This window comes from Pseudomonas beijingensis (genome assembly GCF_030687295.1).
Lineage (GTDB): Bacteria > Pseudomonadota > Gammaproteobacteria > Pseudomonadales > Pseudomonadaceae > Aquipseudomonas > Aquipseudomonas beijingensis.
Genome location: NZ_CP117425.1, coordinates 5514492 through 5531085 on the forward strand (window position 1 = coordinate 5514492; position 16594 = coordinate 5531085).

Annotated in this window: 14 protein-coding genes and 1 pseudogene; 5 read left to right on the forward strand and 10 right to left on the reverse strand. The window is 61.0% G+C overall.

Going from position 1 to position 16594, the window contains the following annotated elements:
* Positions 1-57: 57 nt before the first annotated feature.
* The gene (locus PSH84_RS24480; protein ID WP_122565109.1) at positions 58-420 is read left to right on the forward strand and encodes a PilZ domain-containing protein; all 363 of its coding nucleotides are present in this window, start codon (positions 58-60) and stop codon (positions 418-420) included.
* A gap of 140 nt (positions 421-560) precedes the next feature.
* Here the strand turns inward: PSH84_RS24480 and radA are convergent, their stop codons facing one another.
* The 3 genes and pseudogenes from radA to katB all read right to left on the reverse strand — a co-directional run bounded on the left by radA (position 561) and on the right by katB (position 4216).
* Positions 561-1928 (reverse strand): DNA repair protein RadA, encoded by a 1368-nt coding sequence (gene radA, locus PSH84_RS24485; RefSeq protein ID WP_030140305.1) that lies wholly within the window; start codon positions 1926-1928, stop codon positions 561-563.
* A 43-nt stretch (positions 1929-1971) separates the two neighbouring features.
* Positions 1972-2520: an ankyrin repeat domain-containing protein gene (locus PSH84_RS24490; RefSeq protein ID WP_122565108.1), complete on the reverse strand. Its 549-nt coding sequence runs from the start codon at positions 2518-2520 to the stop codon at positions 1972-1974.
* Between the two features lie 152 nt (positions 2521-2672).
* Positions 2673-4216: pseudogene (katB, locus tag PSH84_RS24495) on the reverse strand (catalase KatB).
* A gap of 282 nt (positions 4217-4498) precedes the next feature.
* On the opposite strand from katB, the gene mscL reads away from it, so the two are divergent.
* Complete coding sequence (mscL, locus tag PSH84_RS24500) at positions 4499-4912, forward strand: large-conductance mechanosensitive channel protein MscL (protein ID WP_122565106.1); 414 nt, start codon at positions 4499-4501, stop codon at positions 4910-4912.
* A gap of 170 nt (positions 4913-5082) precedes the next feature.
* Here mscL and PSH84_RS24505 read toward each other — a convergent pair whose 3' ends face one another.
* Entirely contained in the window at positions 5083-5859 is a 777-nt protein-coding gene (locus tag PSH84_RS24505; RefSeq protein WP_305468577.1) for a ferredoxin--NADP reductase, read from the reverse strand.
* 290 nt (positions 5860-6149) lie between these two features.
* On the opposite strand from PSH84_RS24505, the gene PSH84_RS24510 reads away from it, so the two are divergent.
* Together PSH84_RS24510 and PSH84_RS24515 are read left to right on the forward strand one after the other, a co-directional pair.
* Complete coding sequence (locus PSH84_RS24510; protein ID WP_122565104.1) at positions 6150-6863, forward strand: autoinducer binding domain-containing protein; 714 nt, start codon at positions 6150-6152, stop codon at positions 6861-6863.
* Between the two features lie 182 nt (positions 6864-7045).
* Positions 7046-8182 (forward strand): methyltransferase, encoded by a 1137-nt coding sequence (locus PSH84_RS24515; protein WP_305481936.1) that lies wholly within the window; start codon positions 7046-7048, stop codon positions 8180-8182.
* 100 nt (positions 8183-8282) lie between these two features.
* Here PSH84_RS24515 and PSH84_RS24520 read toward each other — a convergent pair whose 3' ends face one another.
* From PSH84_RS24520 to PSH84_RS24530, 3 genes are read right to left on the reverse strand one after another with little or no spacing between them, the layout of a single operon-like run.
* Positions 8283-8447, reverse strand: a complete 165-nt coding sequence (locus PSH84_RS24520; RefSeq protein WP_064503198.1) for a DUF2474 domain-containing protein — start codon at positions 8445-8447, stop codon at positions 8283-8285.
* 10 nt (positions 8448-8457) lie between these two features.
* Complete coding sequence (gene cydB / locus PSH84_RS24525; RefSeq protein ID WP_053125566.1) at positions 8458-9465, reverse strand: cytochrome d ubiquinol oxidase subunit II; 1008 nt, start codon at positions 9463-9465, stop codon at positions 8458-8460.
* A 3-nt stretch (positions 9466-9468) separates the two neighbouring features.
* Entirely contained in the window at positions 9469-10905 is a 1437-nt protein-coding gene (locus PSH84_RS24530; protein WP_122565102.1) for a cytochrome ubiquinol oxidase subunit I, read from the reverse strand.
* 501 nt (positions 10906-11406) lie between these two features.
* Between PSH84_RS24530 and PSH84_RS24535 the strand changes: the two genes are divergently transcribed.
* Positions 11407-12645, forward strand: a complete 1239-nt coding sequence (locus PSH84_RS24535) for an MFS transporter (protein ID WP_305468580.1) — start codon at positions 11407-11409, stop codon at positions 12643-12645.
* 46 nt (positions 12646-12691) lie between these two features.
* Here PSH84_RS24535 and PSH84_RS24540 read toward each other — a convergent pair whose 3' ends face one another.
* From PSH84_RS24540 to PSH84_RS24550, 3 genes are read right to left on the reverse strand one after another with little or no spacing between them, the layout of a single operon-like run.
* Positions 12692-14893: a xanthine dehydrogenase family protein molybdopterin-binding subunit gene (locus PSH84_RS24540; protein WP_305468581.1), complete on the reverse strand. Its 2202-nt coding sequence runs from the start codon at positions 14891-14893 to the stop codon at positions 12692-12694.
* A complete protein-coding gene (locus PSH84_RS24545; protein ID WP_305481937.1) occupies positions 14893-15894 on the reverse strand; it encodes an FAD binding domain-containing protein in 1002 nt (333 codons plus the stop codon). Before PSH84_RS24545 ends, PSH84_RS24540 begins: the two co-directional genes overlap by 1 nt.
* Positions 15891-16424 (reverse strand): (2Fe-2S)-binding protein, encoded by a 534-nt coding sequence (locus PSH84_RS24550; RefSeq protein ID WP_122565098.1) that lies wholly within the window; start codon positions 16422-16424, stop codon positions 15891-15893. The genes PSH84_RS24545 and PSH84_RS24550 overlap by 4 nt, the downstream gene beginning before the upstream one ends.
* Positions 16425-16594 lie beyond the last annotated feature (170 nt).

Here is a 16594-nt window from a genome sequence, read left to right on the forward strand (position 1 = left end):
GTGACGAGGCCCCCTCAGTAGGGTCTATAGTCAATGAATCTTTAGAGGGGATGCGTCATGAGTGAACGTCGCCGCTTCGTGCGAATTGAATTCCATGCCAGGATCGACCTGAGCCAGGGCCCGTTCATCTGGCCGGTGGAGCTGCTGGATCTGTCCCTCAAGGGACTGCTGATCCAGAAGCCCGAGCCCTGGCTTGGCGATATCAAACAGCCCTTCATAGCCGATATTCATTTGAGCCCTGAGGCTGAAATCAAAATGGAAGTTCGGTTGACTCATGATGACCATGGTCACCTGGGTTTCGTTTGTGAACGCATCGATCAGGAGTCCATCGCACACTTGCGCCGATTGGTGGATCTCAATCGGGACGATCATGATGAAGGGGTGCTGGAGCGGGAGTTGGCGGCGTTGATTCATCTCTGAGCTACCCCGCCCCTTGGCACGGGGATCCATGTGGGAGCAAGGCTTGCCCGCGATGGCTGCGATGCGGTCCTTCAAAATCGAGTCGCCTGCATCGCGAGCAAGCTTTGCTCCCACATACATTTCTTCCGCAATGGCCAGTGCTATTCGAACAACGCATCCAACGCCTGTTCCAGACGGGTCACCGCGATAATCTGCAACCCCGCCGGCGCTTCCTTCGGCGCGTTGCCCTTGGGCACGATGGCGCGTTTGAAGCCGTGCTTGGCCGCCTCCTTGAGCCGCTCCTGCCCGCTGGGCACCGGTCGCACTTCCCCCGACAGCCCCACTTCACCGAACACCAGCAAATCATGGGGCAGCGGCCGGTTGCGCAGGCTGGACATGACCGCCGCCATCAAGGCCAGGTCGGACGCGGTCTCCAGTACCTTGACCCCGCCCACGACATTGAGGAACACGTCTTGGTCGTGAGTCGGAATCCCGCCGTGTCGATGCAACACCGCCAGCAGCATCGCCAGCCGATTCTGATCCAGGCCCAGGGTGACCCGCCGTGGGTTCGCCAAGTGGCTGTCGTCCACCAATGCTTGCACCTCGACCAACATCGGGCGGGTCCCTTCCCACGTTGCCATGACCACACTGCCCGGGACTTCTTCCTGAGCACGCGTGAGAAAGATCGCCGAAGGGTTGGAGACTTCTTTCAGGCCCCTGTCGGTCATGCCGAACACACCCAATTCGTTGACGGCACCAAAGCGGTTCTTCACTGCCCGCAGCAAACGCAGGCGGCCATCGGATTCGCCTTCGAAATACAACACGGTATCGACCATGTGCTCCAACACCCGCGGCCCCGCCAACGCGCCTTCCTTGGTGACGTGGCCCACCAGGAAAATCGCCGTGCCGCTCTGTTTGGCGTAGCGCACCAGCAACGCCGCGCTTTCACGCACCTGGGACACGCCGCCTGGGGCCGATTGCAGCTGTTCGGTGAAAATCGTCTGGATCGAGTCGATCACCATCACCTTGGGTTTTTCCAGGCGCGCCGTGGCGATGATGGTTTCGATGCAGGTCTCGGTCATGACCCGCAATTGGTCCTGGGGCAAGCCCAGGCGCCGGGCACGCATCGCGACCTGTTGCTGGGACTCTTCGCCAGTGACGTACAACGCCGGCATGCGGGTGGCAAGGTTGCACAAGGTTTGCAGCAAGATGGTGGATTTGCCGATGCCCGGGTCCCCGCCGATCAGCACCACCGAGCCGTCCACCAGGCCGCCACCCAGCACGCGGTCCAGTTCACCGGACGCAGTGGAAAATCGCGGGATTTCTTCAACGCTGACTTCGGCCAGGGTCTTGATCTGCGCCTGCTGACCGGCCCAGCCCGTGCGCCCGGTGGGGGCCGCCGCGCCGCCGCTTTCCACCATGGTTTCGGTCAGGGTGTTCCAGGCCCCGCATTCGCTGCATTGGCCGGCCCATTTGGGAAAGGTCGAGCCGCACTCGGTGCAGCCGTACATGCGCTTTGCCTTGGCCATCTGAACTCCGGGGTCAAAACCGCGATGATAGCCCAGTGAAGGTTCACTGAGGGGCCGGCATTCTGATTTCGCCCTTCGCCAGATCCGCCGCGGTATTGCCCAACGGGTCCCTGGCCTCCAAGTCGGCGCCCTTGGCTTTCAGGGCATCGAGCAACTCGCCACGCTTGAACAGCCCGGCATACATCGCGGCGGTTTGCCCGGCACCGTTGCGTTGGTCCGGACTGCAATCGGTGGACAGCAAACGACGGGCAATCTGCACTTCGCCCTTGAAAATCGCCCCCATCAACGCCGTGTTGCCGCGTTTATCCTGGGCACAGGCATCGGCCCCGGCAGCCAGCAACCGCTCCACCGCCGGTCCGTGGCCGTGATAAGCCGCCAGAATCAAGGCGGTGTAGCCCTTCTCATCCCGGGTATCCAGCGAATAACCGGCCTCGATAAAAGTATCGAGCATCGGCACATCGCCCCGGCGAGCGGCGTCGAAATAATAGGTTTGCAGCTGTTCCTGTACCGCCGCCGGTTCAGTGGGTATTGGCTGATCGGCCAATACGCCGGCTGACCAGGCGACAAGCATCGATAAAAGGAGTTTACCCATCGTGACGTATCCTCTGGCACATGACTGTGGGGGCAGGTTTGTGGGAGCAAGGCTTGCCCGCGATGCAGTCGACTCCGTCTGGTTTCAGACCCCAGTGCCTGCCTCGCGAGCAAGCTTTGCTCCCACAGCTCATGCACCTGCCAAGCTGTGGATCAGTCGCTCAGTTTTTCCGCCAGCGCCTTGACCCGGGGCCAGGTCGCCCTTGGCGACTCGGGCCACGCCAGTGCCGTACTCAGGATCAGCCTTGTAGAGGAACGACAGGATGATGTGCTTGCTCTCGTCATCGGTGGTCGCCAACGAGCCACCGAAACTTTCGATCAAGTCATCACGTTCTTTCTTGCTGAACGAACGATACAAATCACCGGCCTGCTTGAAGTTCTGCTCGCGCTGGATTTTCGCCTGCTGGGTGCTGCCGCTCAGCGCGGTCTGGCTGTAGCGGGCCGCTTGCAGTTCTTCACGCGGCGTCAGGCGGCTCGGCTGATAGTTCACCCCGGTGCTGGTGCTGCCTGGGTTCATCGTACCGTCCTGGTTAACCGTTGTTCACCGCCACCTTGGGGGCGTTGATCGGCAGTTGCAGGGCATTGGCGCCCAGGCGGTACATCTGCGTATCGGCGTAGGAAAACACCCGTCCCTGAAGCAGACGATCCTCGGAGGGCTCGATGCCTGGCACCAGATTGGCCGGCGCCATCGCCACCTGTTCGGTTTCCTGGAAGACATTCGCCGGATTGCGGTTCAAGACCATTTGCCCGACCTTGCGCTCAGGCACACCCGGCCAGATCTTGGTCGCGTCCAATGGGTCGAAGTCGAACTTGGCAAGGTCCTCTGGTTTGAGCACCTGGACGTACAAGTCCCACTTTGGAAAGTCGCCCTTATTAATATGACTCACCAGATCGTTTGTCATATGGCTGTAATCTTGACCCTGAACTTTCACAACTTCTTTCGGATCGAGATTTTTCAAACCCTGCAAACTTTTCCAATGAAACTTCACGTAATGAACTTCACCCTTGGCGTTAATCAGCTTGTAGGCATGCACACCGTTACCGTCCATTTCACGATAACTGGCCGGTGTGCCGGAGTTGGAATACAACTCGGTCAGGGTGCGGGTCGATTCTGGAACATGGGAGAAGAAATCGAAACGGCGTGAATCATCGTCCAGGTTGGTCCGCGGATCGGGTTTGAAAGCGTGGACCATGTCCGGAAACTTGATGGCATCACGAATGAAGAAAGTCGGGAAGTTGTTGCCCACCAAGTCCCAGTTACCGTCGGCGGTGTAGAACTTCGTGGCGAAGCCACGGGGGTCGCGCAGGGTTTCCGGCGAATGATTACCGTGCACCACGGCCGAAAAACGCACGAACACCGGGGTGGCCTGGCCTGCGGCAAAGACCTTGGCCTTGGTCAGGTCGCTGAGATCGTCGGACACCGTGAATGTGCCGTGGGCACCGGTACCACGGGCATGCACCACGCGCTCGGGGATGCGTTCACGATCGAAGCGCTGGAGCTTCTGAATCAACTGCACGTCTTGCAACAGGGTCGGACCGTTGGGACCTGCCGTCTGCGAATTTTGGTTATCGCCGACCGCCGCACCGTTGTCCCGGGTCAGGGTGGCCGCGTTGACAGACAAGGATAGGAGGCTCGCGGTCAACACAAAAAAAGCGCGGCGGTGGGAATAAGCCCCGAGGCCGAGGGAAGTGTTCATAGGCATGTTCCTCTGATGTTATAGAGCGCATCCATGTGCGCCATCCAGAGGCTAGTGCCGGAAAAAGGAAAACCTAAATAGAAATGCCGTACCGTGCCGATAGAAAAAACGTTATAGGGCGTGCGAGCGAAACCGCGTATCACGCGCGATTGATGGCACTTTGTAAACTTTTCATCCGAGCCCCGGTCGATAACTGAAGCTTTGTAAGCAGGCGTTTCGAGCAGGACTCGTTGGGCTGATTTACACTGCCACTCATCTTTCATCTGTTACAAGGAATAACTCATGGGCGTGCTAAGCGAGTTCAAGGCCTTCGCGGTCAAAGGCAATGTCGTCGACATGGCCGTCGGGATCATCATCGGTGCCGCTTTCGGCAAAATCGTTTCGTCCTTCGTGGGAGACGTGGTCATGCCGCCGATCGGCCTGCTGATCGGTGGCGTGGATTTCAGTGACCTGGCCATCACCCTCAAGGCCGCCCAGGGTGATGCGCCTGCCGTGGTACTGGCCTACGGTAAATTCATCCAGAGCACCATCGACTTCATCATCGTGGCGTTCGCCATTTTCATGGGCGTCAAGGCCATCAACCGCCTCAAGCGTGAAGAAGCCGTAGCCCCCAGCGCGCCCCCGGTTCCAACCAAGGAAGAGCTGTTGCTGGGTGAGATTCGCGACCTGCTCAAGGCTCAGAACGAGCGGCCCTGAACCGATCAGTCACTGCCACCCCCTGTGGCGAGGGGATTTATCCCCGCTGGCTGCGAAGCGGCCCTAAAACCTAACATCACGGCTCTCTGGTAGATGAGGTCGACAGTACTGGGGGCCGCTTCGCAGCCCAACGGGGATAAATCCCCTCGCCACACTGATCGACATCAGCCCTACCAGTAATTTTCCACCGCCACCTGGCCCGGACGACGGGTCAGGCTCAGTTGCAAGCCCCTGGCCTTGAGCAGCGTGCGCGTGTCGTCGATCATTTGCGGGTTGCCGCACAGCATCACCCGCGAATGCTCAGGCGTCAGCGCTACGCCTGCCGCGCGCTCCAACTCGCCGTTGTCGATCAACGTGGTAATCCGCCCACTGAGCGCCCCTGGGTGCTGCTCACGGGTGACGGTCGCAATGAAACGAAACTTGTGCGCGTACTCGGCCAGGTAGTCGCGCTGGGGCAGTTCCTTGATCAGGTCCTGATACGCCAGTTCTCGCGCCTCACGCACGCTGTACACCAGGATGATCCGCTCGAATTTTTCCCAAACCTCGAAATCCTGGAGGATCGAAAGAAACGGTGCCACGCCGGTCCCCGTGGACAGCAACCACAAATCCCGACCATCGACGAAGCGGTCCAGCGTCAGATAGCCAAAAGCCTGGCGTTCCACCAACAGTTCGTCACCCGGCTGCAAGCGGCTGAGTTCGCTGGTGAACTCGCCATCAGGCACTACGATGGAAAAGAATTCGAGGAACTCGTCGAACGGCGACGACACCATGGAGTACGCCCGCCAGACGGTGGTGCCGTCCGCCTTGGCGACGCCCAGTCGGGCAAACTGACCCGCCCGGAAACGAAAGCCGCGATCCCGGGTCGTGCGCAATGTAAACAAATGAGACGTCACGGGCTGGACATCGAGCAAGGTTTGGCGGGTGAACTTCTCTGCGCTGTCGGTCATGAGCCACTCCTAGGGGACAAGACATGCAGTGTCCCGCAAAGTGGGCGTCTTCACCACCGACAGCAAGTAATGGCATTTTAGCTACAATTGCCACCGCCACCTCCAAATCCTTTACCAAACTTGTACAAAGTTATATTCATGTAAAACATACCAAATAAAATATTCACTCCTTTAAATATTTCCAAATGTAAGCAACTAAAAAAATTCACTACAAGTTAAGAATAGTCCTACACTAAAATTTCGCATCATGGATTGGATCCGCATGGACGAATCAAACCCAGGAGAAAGCGATGGACAGGTGGAGAGACTTGTTGCTGAGGAAGTTATCCTGTGAAAAAGACCTGCAGACGGCCTATCGTCTGGTACTTAATTTCTTTAACAATCAGGGATTTGAATATTGTGCATTCGGAGCCTATCTCGGAAGCCCCGACAAGCACACCAGCAAGGTGAACCTGAATAACTACCCTTATGGATGGGACCGTCTTTATGAACAAAACGGTTATGCGTCGAACGATCCATTAGTAGCACATTGCAATCAATCATCGCTCCCTATCATGTGGGATGAGACTGTTTTCGCTCAGGCCCCCAAGTTATGGCGAGAACTTAATCGACAGGGACTCAAGTACGGCTGGACCCAGGCCGTTCATGACGACCAAGGGGCACAGTGCAGTCTGTTCAGCCTCGCACGAACCCATTGTCCCATTGATATCGAGGAACACTATGGCAATCTTGGCTATGCCATCTTCGCCAGTCAAAAGCTGCACGCGCTCGCCAGCAAAAAACTGTCTGACGCCGTCGCAGTGAAGCAGAACTACCACTTGTCCCCGAGAGAAATCGAAGTATTGAGGTGGTCAGCCGAAGGCAAGACGGCGTCGGAAGTGGGCAGGATTCTCTGCCTTTCCGAACGAACCGTGAATTTCCATGTGTGCAGTTGCATGCGAAAACTGAACGTCAGCAATAAAATTTCGGCGGTGGCCAAGGCAGCCCAAATCCATGTGATTTGAACAGTAGAGAGGCATTGCCGAGCTGAAAAACCCGCGAGTAATGTGCAACAAAAAAACGTACCATTTACGGTTCCTCTTGAATGATGCCGCTTTTTACACGCGACGCCGTTCATTCAGGCGGTCCCGCACAGACACCTACCTCCAGGCAGCGGGACATTCGTTGATCTCCAGAGTCCCCAGCCATGCCCCTGCTTGACAGCCCTTTCGCCGAACTCGACCTGATCCGCCAACCCGAACAGCAGAACGAGCCGCTGCAAGCCTTCGATGCGGCCGATGAATACCTGCTCGCGTACCTGGCCGAACAACAACCGGCCGCGCAGACTCGGGTCCTGGTACTCAATGACGGCTTCGGCGCCCTGGCCGCCAGCCTGGCCGGCAACGTCCTGGTGACCAGCAGCGGTGATTCCTTCCTGGCCTTGCAGGCACTGGAGAAAAACCTGGTGCGCAATGGCCGGCCCTTCGATGCCGTGCCGACGTTGCCCGCCAGCGAACCGTTGACCGGCCCGTTCGATCGCGTGTTGATCAAAGTACCGAAAACCCTGGCCCTGCTGGAGGAACAGCTGATTCGCCTGCAAGGCCAACTGGCGCCGGGCGCCGAGGTGATCGCCGGGGCCATGATCAAGCACCTGCCCCGTGCCGCCGGCGACTTGCTGGAGCGTTACATCGGCCCGGTGCAGGCCTCCCTGGCGGTGAAAAAAGCGCGGCTGTTGATCGCCACGCCACCCACCTCTTCCCCCGGCATCGCGCCAACCGTGTCGCCCTACCCCACGCGCTACTGGCTGGACGAGCCAAAGATCGAGCTGCTCAACCATGCCAACGTGTTCTGCCGCGAAGGCCTGGACATCGGCACCCGCGCATTCCTGCCACACCTGCCGAAAAACCTCGGCACAGCGCGGGTAGCGGACCTGGGCTGCGGCAACGGCGTGCTGGCCATCGCCAGTGCCCTGCAAAACCCCGAGGCTCGCTACACCCTGGTGGACGAGTCGTATATGGCCGTGCAATCGGCCGCCGAGAACTGGCGTGCGGCCTTCGGCGAGCGTGAAGTGACGATCCGGGCGGGTGATGGCCTGGCCGGGCAAGAAGCGCAGTCACTGGATGTGGTGTTGTGCAACCCGCCCTTTCACCAGCAGCAAGTGGTGGGCGACTTCCTCGCCTGGCGGATGTTCCAGCAGGCTCGCGAAGCGTTGGTGGTAGGCGGCGCGCTGTACATCGTCGGCAACCGGCACCTGGGCTACCACAGCAAACTGGCGCGGTTGTTCCGGGGCGTCGAGCAAGTAGCCGCCACGCCGAAATTCGTGATTCTCAAAGCCCGCAAATAAATCGTTCCCTGTGGGAGCAAAGCTTGCTCGCGATGCAAGCACCTCGGTTTCTGCGAGACCGCGTCGCCCCATCGCGGGCAAGCCTCGCTCCCACAGGAAATCAGTGGGTGGTCAGCCCCGCGGCATTCATGAACATCCGCATCAGGCTGGCAACGATGAACAACGCCAGCACACTGCCAGTCCAAATCAGCGCCAGCCAGCCGAGCCGCTGCCAGAGCGGCTTGCGTTCGGCGGCCTCGATGTCTTTCAAGTCAGGTTTGGCCATGCTCGCGCCCTCAATGGTAGCCGTCGTCATGGGTCACCTTGCCGCGGAACACGTAGTAGCTCCAGAAGGTGTACACCAGGATCAACGGAATGATGAACAGCGTGCCCACCAGCATGAAGCCTTGGCTCTGGGGCGGTGACGAGGCGTCCCAGATCGAAATGGACGGCGGCACGATGTTCGGCCACAGGCTGATGCCCAAGCCGCTGTAGCCGAGGAAGATCAGCACCAGGGTCAGGATGAAAGGCGTGTAGTTGGCGTTGCGCGCCACCGCGCGGAACAAACCGTACATGGTCACCAGCACCAGGATCGGCACCGGCAGGAACCAGAACAGGTTCGGCAACGTAAACCAGCGGGCCGCGATGTCCGCGTGGGCCAGCGGCGTCCAGATGCTGACGATACCGATCACGGCCAGCACCACGAACGCCAGTGGCCGGGCCAGGTCATGCATCTGCTCTTGCAACTTGCCCTCGGTCTTCATGATCAGCCAGGTGCAGCCGAGCAACGCGTAGGCGGCGATCAACGCCAGACCACAGAACACCGTGAACGGCGTGAACCAGTCCAGGGAGCCGCCGGCGAACTGCCGATTGACCACCTCGAAGCCGTCGATGAACGCCCCCAGCGCCACGCCCTGGAAGAAGGTGGCCGTCAGCGAGCCGCCAATGAATGCCTTGTCCCAGAGGTGGCGCTTCTCAGCCTTGGCCTTGAAGCGGAACTCGAAGGCCACGCCGCGGAAGATCAGGCCGATGAGCATCAGGATCAACGGCAGGTACAGCGCCGAAAGCACCACCGAGTAGGCCAGCGGAAACGCCCCGAACAGCCCGGCACCGCCCAGCACCAGCCAGGTTTCGTTACCGTCCCAGACCGGCGCCACGGTGTTCATCATTACGTCACGGTCACGCTCGCCCTTGACGAAGGGGAAGAGGATGCCAATCCCCAGGTCGAAGCCGTCCATGATCACGTACATCATGATGCCGAAGATGATGACCACGGCCCAGATCAGCGGAAGATCAATACCCATGATTCAATTCCCCTTGTTCGAGCGGTCGGTTTTATCCACGCCTTCGCCGTCATCGGCGGCCGACAATGGCCGGGCCGGCGTCCGTTTCTGGCCCGGGCCACCGTCGCTCGGCTCGGCTTCGTGGGCCTCCGGCCCCTTGCGCACCAGGCGCATCATGTAGCTCAAGCCTGCGCCGAACAGCGCGAAATACACCACGACGAACAGCACCAGGGTAATGCTCATCTGGGCGAAGCTGTGGCCGGACGAAGCATCGGCCGTGCGCATCAAGCCATAGACCACCCAGGGCTGGCGGCCGATCTCCGTGGTAAACCAGCCGGCCAGGATCGCAACCAGGCCGGACGGCCCCATCCATAGCACCATGTAGAGGAATGGCCTGGATTGATAGATCCGATCGTTGCGGCGCAGCCACAGGCTGCACAGCCCAGTGAAAATCATCAGCAAGCCGAGGCCGACCATGACCCGGAACGACCAGAACACAATGGTCGAGTTCGGTCGATCCTCAGGCGGGAACTCCTTGAGGGCCGGCACCTGCTTGTCCAGACTGTGGGTCAGGATCAGGCTGCCCAGGTAGGGAATTTCCACGGCGTATTTGGTTTTTTCCGCTTGCATGTCGGGCCAGCCGAACAGGATCAACGGCGTCGGCTCATTGCCGACGTTTTCCCAATGGCCCTCGATGGCGGCGATTTTCGCCGGTTGGTGCTTGAGGGTGTTCAGACCATGAAAGTCGCCAATGACCGCTTGTATCGGCGCCACCAGCAAGGCCATCCACATCGCCATCGACAGCATCCGGCGGATGGCCGGGGTATCGCGGCCGCGCAGCAAATGCCAGGCCGCCGACGAGCCGACGAAGAACGCCGTGGCGACAAACGCCGCGGTGGACATGTGCAGCAATCGATAAGGAAACGAAGGGTTGAACACCACCGCCAGCCAGTCCACCGGGATCACCCGGCCGTCGATGATTTCGTAGCCCTGGGGGGTCTGCATCCAGCTGTTGGAGGACAGGATCCAGAAGGTCGAGATCAGGGTGCCGATCGCCACCATGACCGTGGAAAAGAAATGCAGGCCGCGGCCGACGCGATTCCAGCCAAACAGCATCACGCCCAGGAAACCCGCTTCAAGGAAGAACGCCGTGAGCACCTCGTAGGTCAGCAAAGGCCCGGTCACCGCACCGGCGAAGTCCGAAAAGCGGCTCCAGTTGGTCCCGAACTGATAGGCCATGACCAACCCGGACACCACCCCCATGCCGAAGTTGACGGCAAAGATCTTCGACCAGAAGTGGTACAGGTCACGGTAGGTGTCATCGCGGGTCTTGAGCCACAGGCCCTCGAGTACCGCAAGGTAACTCGCCAGGCCGATGGTGATGGCCGGGAACAGGATGTGGAACGAGATCGTGAACGCGAACTGGATTCGGGCGAGATCGAGCGCCTCCAAACCGAACATAAGTCTTCCTCTGTCAGGTAAAACCGGCTGCGGGCGGGGCTGGCACCAGCCCCCAGGGATATGGAGTGCGATGCTTTTCAAATCGTTCTTTTTATAACCGTCACAACGCAGGACTCTGGCCGGATGGCCGCCAGCCCAACGCCCCTGAGGGCATTGATCTGGATCAAGCAATGCTCAAAGAGTAGTCGCAATATGGCCGATGGACGGCGTGGTCTTTTGTCGCGTGGCAGGTTGTCTCAGTGCTGGCTGAAGCGAGGATGTGTGGGAGCAAGGCTTTGTGGGAGCAAGGCTTGCCCGCGATACAGGCAACGCGGTCTTACAGAAATCGAGTCGCGTCCATCGCGGGCAAGCCTTGCTCCCACAGAGGGATAAAATCCCCTTGCCACAAAAAAGTGCAATGTGTGAAAGATCGATGTTTGGCTAACTATTTTTCCACTCACCGCAACTTCCTGTTACAGCACGGTGCTAATCTCGTGGCCTTCATCACCGGACCCGTCATAGATGCCCAGCCAAGCACCGCTGCTGCTCCGTCACCATCGTCCCTTCATCGCCTTCTGGCTGGCCCGGATCTTCACCGCCAGCGGTTTCCAGATGCTCACCGTGGCCATCGGCTGGAACCTCTATCAACTGACCGGCAATGTCCTGGACCTGGGCCTGGTGGGCTTGGTGGAATTTGCCCCGCGCGTGCTGTTCATGCTCCACACCGGGCATGTGGCGGACCGCTATGACCGGCGCAAGGTCGCGGCGATTTGCCAGTCATTGCAGGCCATGATTGCCCTGGCGCTGGCGATTGGCAGCGCCACCGACAATGTCACACGGGAAATGATCTTCATCCTCGCCTTCCTGCTGGGCGCCGCCCGCTCCTTCGAAATGCCGACCACCCAAGCGTTGCTGCCGAGCATCGTGCCATCTGCGCTGTTTCCCCGGGCCGTGGCCGCCGCGCAATCGGCCCAGCAATCGGCCACCATCGTCGCCCCCGCGCTCGGCGGCCTGCTCTACGCCTTCGGCAGCACCTGGGTCTATGGGCCGACCGTGCTGCTCTACATCATCGCCTGCTGCCTGATGCTCAACCTGCCCGCCCGGCAGACGCCGCTGAACAAAGGCAAGGCGACGCTGGATTCGTTGCTGGCCGGGATTCGCTTCATCCGCAGTCGCCCGGACATTCTCGGGGCGATCTCCCTGGACCTGTTCGCGGTGTTGCTCGGCGGCGCGACGGCGCTGCTGCCGGTGTTTGCCAAGGACATCCTGCTCACCGGCCCCTGGGGCCTGGGCCTGTTGCGTTCGGCACCGGCGGTCGGGGCCTTGCTGATGTCGCTGTGGCTGGCGCGGTTTGCCGTGGAGCGCAAGGTCGGCCGGGTGATGTTCACCGCAGTGGGCGTGTTCGGCGTCGCCACCATTGCCTTCGGCCTCTCCACCTCGTTCTGGTTTTCCCTGGCGGTGCTGGTGGTGTTGGGGGCGGCAGACATGATCAGCATGGTGATCCGAGCCTCGTTCGTGCAACTGGAAACCCCGGATGAGATGCGCGGCCGGGTCAGCGCGGTGAACGGGCTGTTCATCGGCGCTTCGAACCAGTTGGGCGAATTCGAATCCGGCCTCACCGCCCACTGGTTCGGCACCGTGCCGGCGGTGGTCATGGGCGGTGTGGGCACGCTGCTGGTGACCGGGACCTGGATCAAGCTGTTCCCGACCCTGGCCAACCGCGACCGGATGCACGAACCGGTGGACGAAGCGAAAGCCTAGTGGCCTGTACGGTTAATTCGAGTACTCGAATTAGCCACACAGGCCACTAGATTAACTTGTCGAGGGTGATGGGGAAGTCCCGCACCCGCTTGCCGGTGGCGTGATAAATCGCATTGGCCACCGCTGCTGCCACCCCGACGACACCGATCTCACCCACGCCCTTGGACCCGAGTGCATTGACGATCGCGTCCTGTTCTTCGACGAAAATCACCTCGATGTCTCCGATGTCGGCATTGACCGGCAGGTGATACTCCGCCAGGTTGTGATTCATGTGGCGCCCCAGGGCGTGATCGGTCAGGGTTTCTTCGTGCAGGGCCATGCCGACGCCCCACACCACGCCGCCGAGAATCTGGCTGCGGGCGGTTTTCGGGTTGACGACCCGGCCGGCGGCGATGGCACTGACCACTCGGTTGACCTTCACCGTGCCCAAGTCCTCGTCCACCCATACCTCGACAAACACCGCCGAGTGAGTGGCCGTGGCGTAAGCCTGGCGTTTTGCATCCGGCTCGGCGGTGACCTGGGCCTGCAACGGTGTCTCGCCACTTTTTTGCGCCAGCTCCGCTAACGCGACGCTCGCTTCGCCCAGCCGCAGTTGGCCATCGACAAACGTCACTTGCTCAAGGGTCGCGCCACTGAAGGCCGGGCAGGCCTGGCGAGCCACGGCCAGGAGCTTTTCCTTCAATGCTTCACAGGCCTGCTGCACGGCCGTGCCCACCGACGAGACGGTGAACGAACCACCCTGCAACGGCGCGGTTGGCAGCGACGAATCCCCCAGGATAAACGCGACGTTCTCAAGGGAAACGCCTGAAGCCTCGGCGGCGATCTGGGTCATGACCGTGTAGGTGCCGGTGCCGATGTCCGTGGTGGCGCTGCTGACGGTCAGCTTGCCATGGGTATCCAGAGAGGCTTTGGCACTGGCCTTCTGCTGCATGGCCTCCCACACGCCACCGGCCATGCCCCAGCCGACCAGTTGCCGGCCTTCACGCATGCTGCGCGGTTCCGGGTTGCGCTTGTCCCAGCCGAAACGACGGGCGCCTTGGGCGTAGCACTCACGCAGTTCCTTGCTGGAATACGGCTTGCCTTCGTTCTCGTTGCGTTCGGCGTAGTTGATCAAGCGCAGTTGGATCGGATCGATCGCCAGGGCGCAGGCCAATTCATCCATGGCGCACTCCAAGCCAATCAACCCGAGGGCGGCACCAGGGGCGCGCATGTCCAGGGGCGTGTAGACGTCCAGCGGCACCAGCTTGTAGGTCAACTCAACGTTGTCGCAGTGATAGAGCATGCCGCTCCACTCCACCACGTGTTCGGTGAAGTCCTCGAAGCGCGAGGTCTGGCCGATAGCGGTGTGCGCCACGGCCAGCAAGCGACCGTTGGCCGCCGCCCCCAGTTGCACGCGCTGCAGGGTGCGCGGCCGATAACCAAAGGTGAACATCTGCTGGCGCGTCAGGCTGACCCGCACCGAGCGCTTGAGGGCCATGGCCGCCATCACGGCCAACGGCAATTGATACTGCGGGCGCAGCCCGGAACCGAAGGCGCCGCCGACAAACGCGGCAAACACCCGCACTTGTTCTTTCTCGAGGCCGAAGACCTTCTGCACATAGGATTGGCAGTTCTGCGTGCCTTGGGTCTTGTCGTGGATGTGTAGGCTGCCGTCAGGCTGATACAGCACGGTGGAGGCGTGTGGCTCCATCGGGTTGTGGTGTTCGATCGGCGTGCTGTAGGACACGTCCACGCTGAGCGCGGCGCTGGCGTACTCGCCCTGAAAATTCCCACGGGGCTTGGGCAGTTCAGCAGGTGCCGGGTGGGCGTCGTTTTGCAGGATGATCAGATCGGTCTGATGCTCCTGGGCCTCGTATTCGATTTCAACCAGCGAACCGGCGTACCGGGCCAGCTCAAGGTTTTCCGCCACCACCAGGGCCAGTGGCTGGCCGCTGTAGAGCACCTGATCGTTGAACAACGGCCGGAACGGCGAGCCGTCCGCCGCATCGGCATCCTGATACGGCTCGTCGTAGCTGGCGATCCTCGGCCGGTTGGTGTGGTCGATGACCGCGACCACACCGGGCAGCGCCAGGGCTCGGGACGCATCGATGCGCAGCACGCGGCCACGGGCAACAGTGCCGGAGACGACGCTGCCGTGCAGCAAGCCGTCTTCGGGGTATTCAGCGGCGTAGCGGGCCTGGCCCGTCACCTTGAGCAGGCCATCGACCCGGTCCAGTGGCTGCCCTATGGATTTGCTCGAAGCGTTCATCAGGTGTGTCCTCCCTGCGGTGCGCAACCCAGCGCGGCATCACTCAAGGCGCGGACAATCGCCCGGCGCGCCAGTCTGACCTTGAAGCCGTTGTGTTCCAGCGGCTCGGCGTTTTGCAGCAGCGCGTCGGCGGCGGCGGTGAAGGTTTCGCGGCTGACGGTCTGCCCGATCAGCCAGCTCTCCACCGCCCGGTCGCGCCAGGGTTTATGCGCTACGCCCCCCAGGGCCAAGCGCGCCTGGCGAATCACCGGCCCGTCCAGTTCCAGCGCCGCCGCCACCGAGACCAGCGCAAAGGCGTAGGAGGCGCGGTCACGGATCTTCAGGTAGTGGCTATGCTCGGCAAAACCGGCGGCAGGCAATTCGATGGCGGTGATCAGCTCATCGTCGGCCAGTTGGTTATCGCGCTCCGGAGCATCGCCGGGCAGGCGATGGAAGTCGGCGAACTCGATGGTCCGCGCCCCGCCCCGACCCAGGACATGGACCACCGCTTCCAGGGCCGCCAAGGCCACGCACATGTCGGAAGGATGGGTGGCGACACATTGATCGCTGGCGCCGAAAATCGCGTGGATCCGGTTCAAACCGTTCCGGGCCGGGCAACCGCTACCGGGCCGGCGTTTGTTGCACGGCACGCTCGCGTCATAGAAGTAATAGCAGCGGGTACGTTGCAACAGATTGCCGCCGGTGCTGGCCATGTTGCGCAATTGTGGCGAAGCGCCCGCCAGGATGGCCTGGGCCAGCAGCGGATAACGACGCTCGATCCACGGGTGCCAGGCCAGGTCGGCATTGCTCACCAATGCGCCGATCATCACCCCGCCGGACGGGGTTTCGCTGAGATCCGCCAGGGGCAACCCGGTAATGTCGATCAGGTGCTCGGGACGGGTAAGATTCTCCTTCATCAGGTCCAGCAGGTTGGTGCCGCCGGCGATGAAGCGCGAAACCGGGCTCGACAGATCGACGGCCGCCTGCACCGTGTCCGGCTTGCTGTATTGGAAAGGGTTCACTGGTCACCTCCCTGCGCCTGGGGTTGGCGGCACAGGGGCAGCGCCTGCTCGATGGCATCGCGAATGTTGTTGTAGGCGCCGCACCGACAAAGGTTGCCGCTCATCAGTTCACTGATCTGTGCGCGGCTCTGCGCCCTGCCCTCGTTGGCCAGCCCCACCGCCGAACAGATCTGCCCCGGCGTGCAGTAACCGCACTGGAACGCGTCATGGGTGATGAACGCCTGCTGCATGGGGTGCAAGGCCTCATCGCCGGCCAGGCCTTCGATGGTGGTCAACTCGGCGCCGTCGCACATCACCGCCAGGGTCAGGCAGGCATTGATCCGCTTGCCATCGCGCAGCACCGTACAGGCGCCGCACTGGCCGTGGTCGCAGCCTTTCTTGCTGCCCACCAGGTCCAGCTGCTCACGCAGCAGGTCCAACAAGGTGGTCCAGGCCAGCACTTGCAACTCGCGCACTTGGCCATTGAGGGTCAGACGGATCGGATGACGGACGAAGGCCGCCGGCGTCGCTTCGGACAGGGTCGCGCTCATGGAACACCTCACGGTTGGTCGTACTCGCGGCGTTTTGGGAAACCGCCGTCATAAGGGGTACGACTTCAGGGTGGGGTGAAGCGTTCAAGGCAATTGCGATGCGGCTAAAACGCAAGAAGCATGGATTCAACTGGCCTGTGCGGTATATATGTACCGCATCGAGTGTAATG

Bases quoted from the DNA above. Each gene is read 5' to 3' on its own strand.
- PSH84_RS24480 (WP_122565109.1), top strand. From the start codon at position 58: ATGAGTGAACGTCGCCGCTTCGTGCGAATTGAATTCCATGCCAGGATC.
- radA (WP_030140305.1), bottom strand. From the start codon at position 1,928: ATGGCCAAGGCAAAGCGCATGTACGGCTGCACCGAGTGCGGCTCGACC.
- PSH84_RS24490 (WP_122565108.1), bottom strand. From the start codon at position 2,520: ATGGGTAAACTCCTTTTATCGATGCTTGTCGCCTGGTCAGCCGGCGTA.
- mscL (WP_122565106.1), top strand. From the start codon at position 4,499: ATGGGCGTGCTAAGCGAGTTCAAGGCCTTCGCGGTCAAAGGCAATGTC.
- PSH84_RS24505 (WP_305468577.1), bottom strand. From the start codon at position 5,859: ATGACCGACAGCGCAGAGAAGTTCACCCGCCAAACCTTGCTCGATGTC.
- PSH84_RS24510 (WP_122565104.1), top strand. From the start codon at position 6,150: ATGGACAGGTGGAGAGACTTGTTGCTGAGGAAGTTATCCTGTGAAAAA.
- PSH84_RS24515 (WP_305481936.1), top strand. From the start codon at position 7,046: ATGCCCCTGCTTGACAGCCCTTTCGCCGAACTCGACCTGATCCGCCAA.
- PSH84_RS24520 (WP_064503198.1), bottom strand. From the start codon at position 8,447: ATGGCCAAACCTGACTTGAAAGACATCGAGGCCGCCGAACGCAAGCCG.
- cydB (WP_053125566.1), bottom strand. From the start codon at position 9,465: ATGGGTATTGATCTTCCGCTGATCTGGGCCGTGGTCATCATCTTCGGC.
- PSH84_RS24530 (WP_122565102.1), bottom strand. From the start codon at position 10,905: ATGTTCGGTTTGGAGGCGCTCGATCTCGCCCGAATCCAGTTCGCGTTC.
- PSH84_RS24535 (WP_305468580.1), top strand. From the start codon at position 11,407: ATGCCCAGCCAAGCACCGCTGCTGCTCCGTCACCATCGTCCCTTCATC.
- PSH84_RS24540 (WP_305468581.1), bottom strand. From the start codon at position 14,893: ATGAACGCTTCGAGCAAATCCATAGGGCAGCCACTGGACCGGGTCGAT.
- PSH84_RS24550 (WP_122565098.1), bottom strand. From the start codon at position 16,424: ATGAGCGCGACCCTGTCCGAAGCGACGCCGGCGGCCTTCGTCCGTCAT.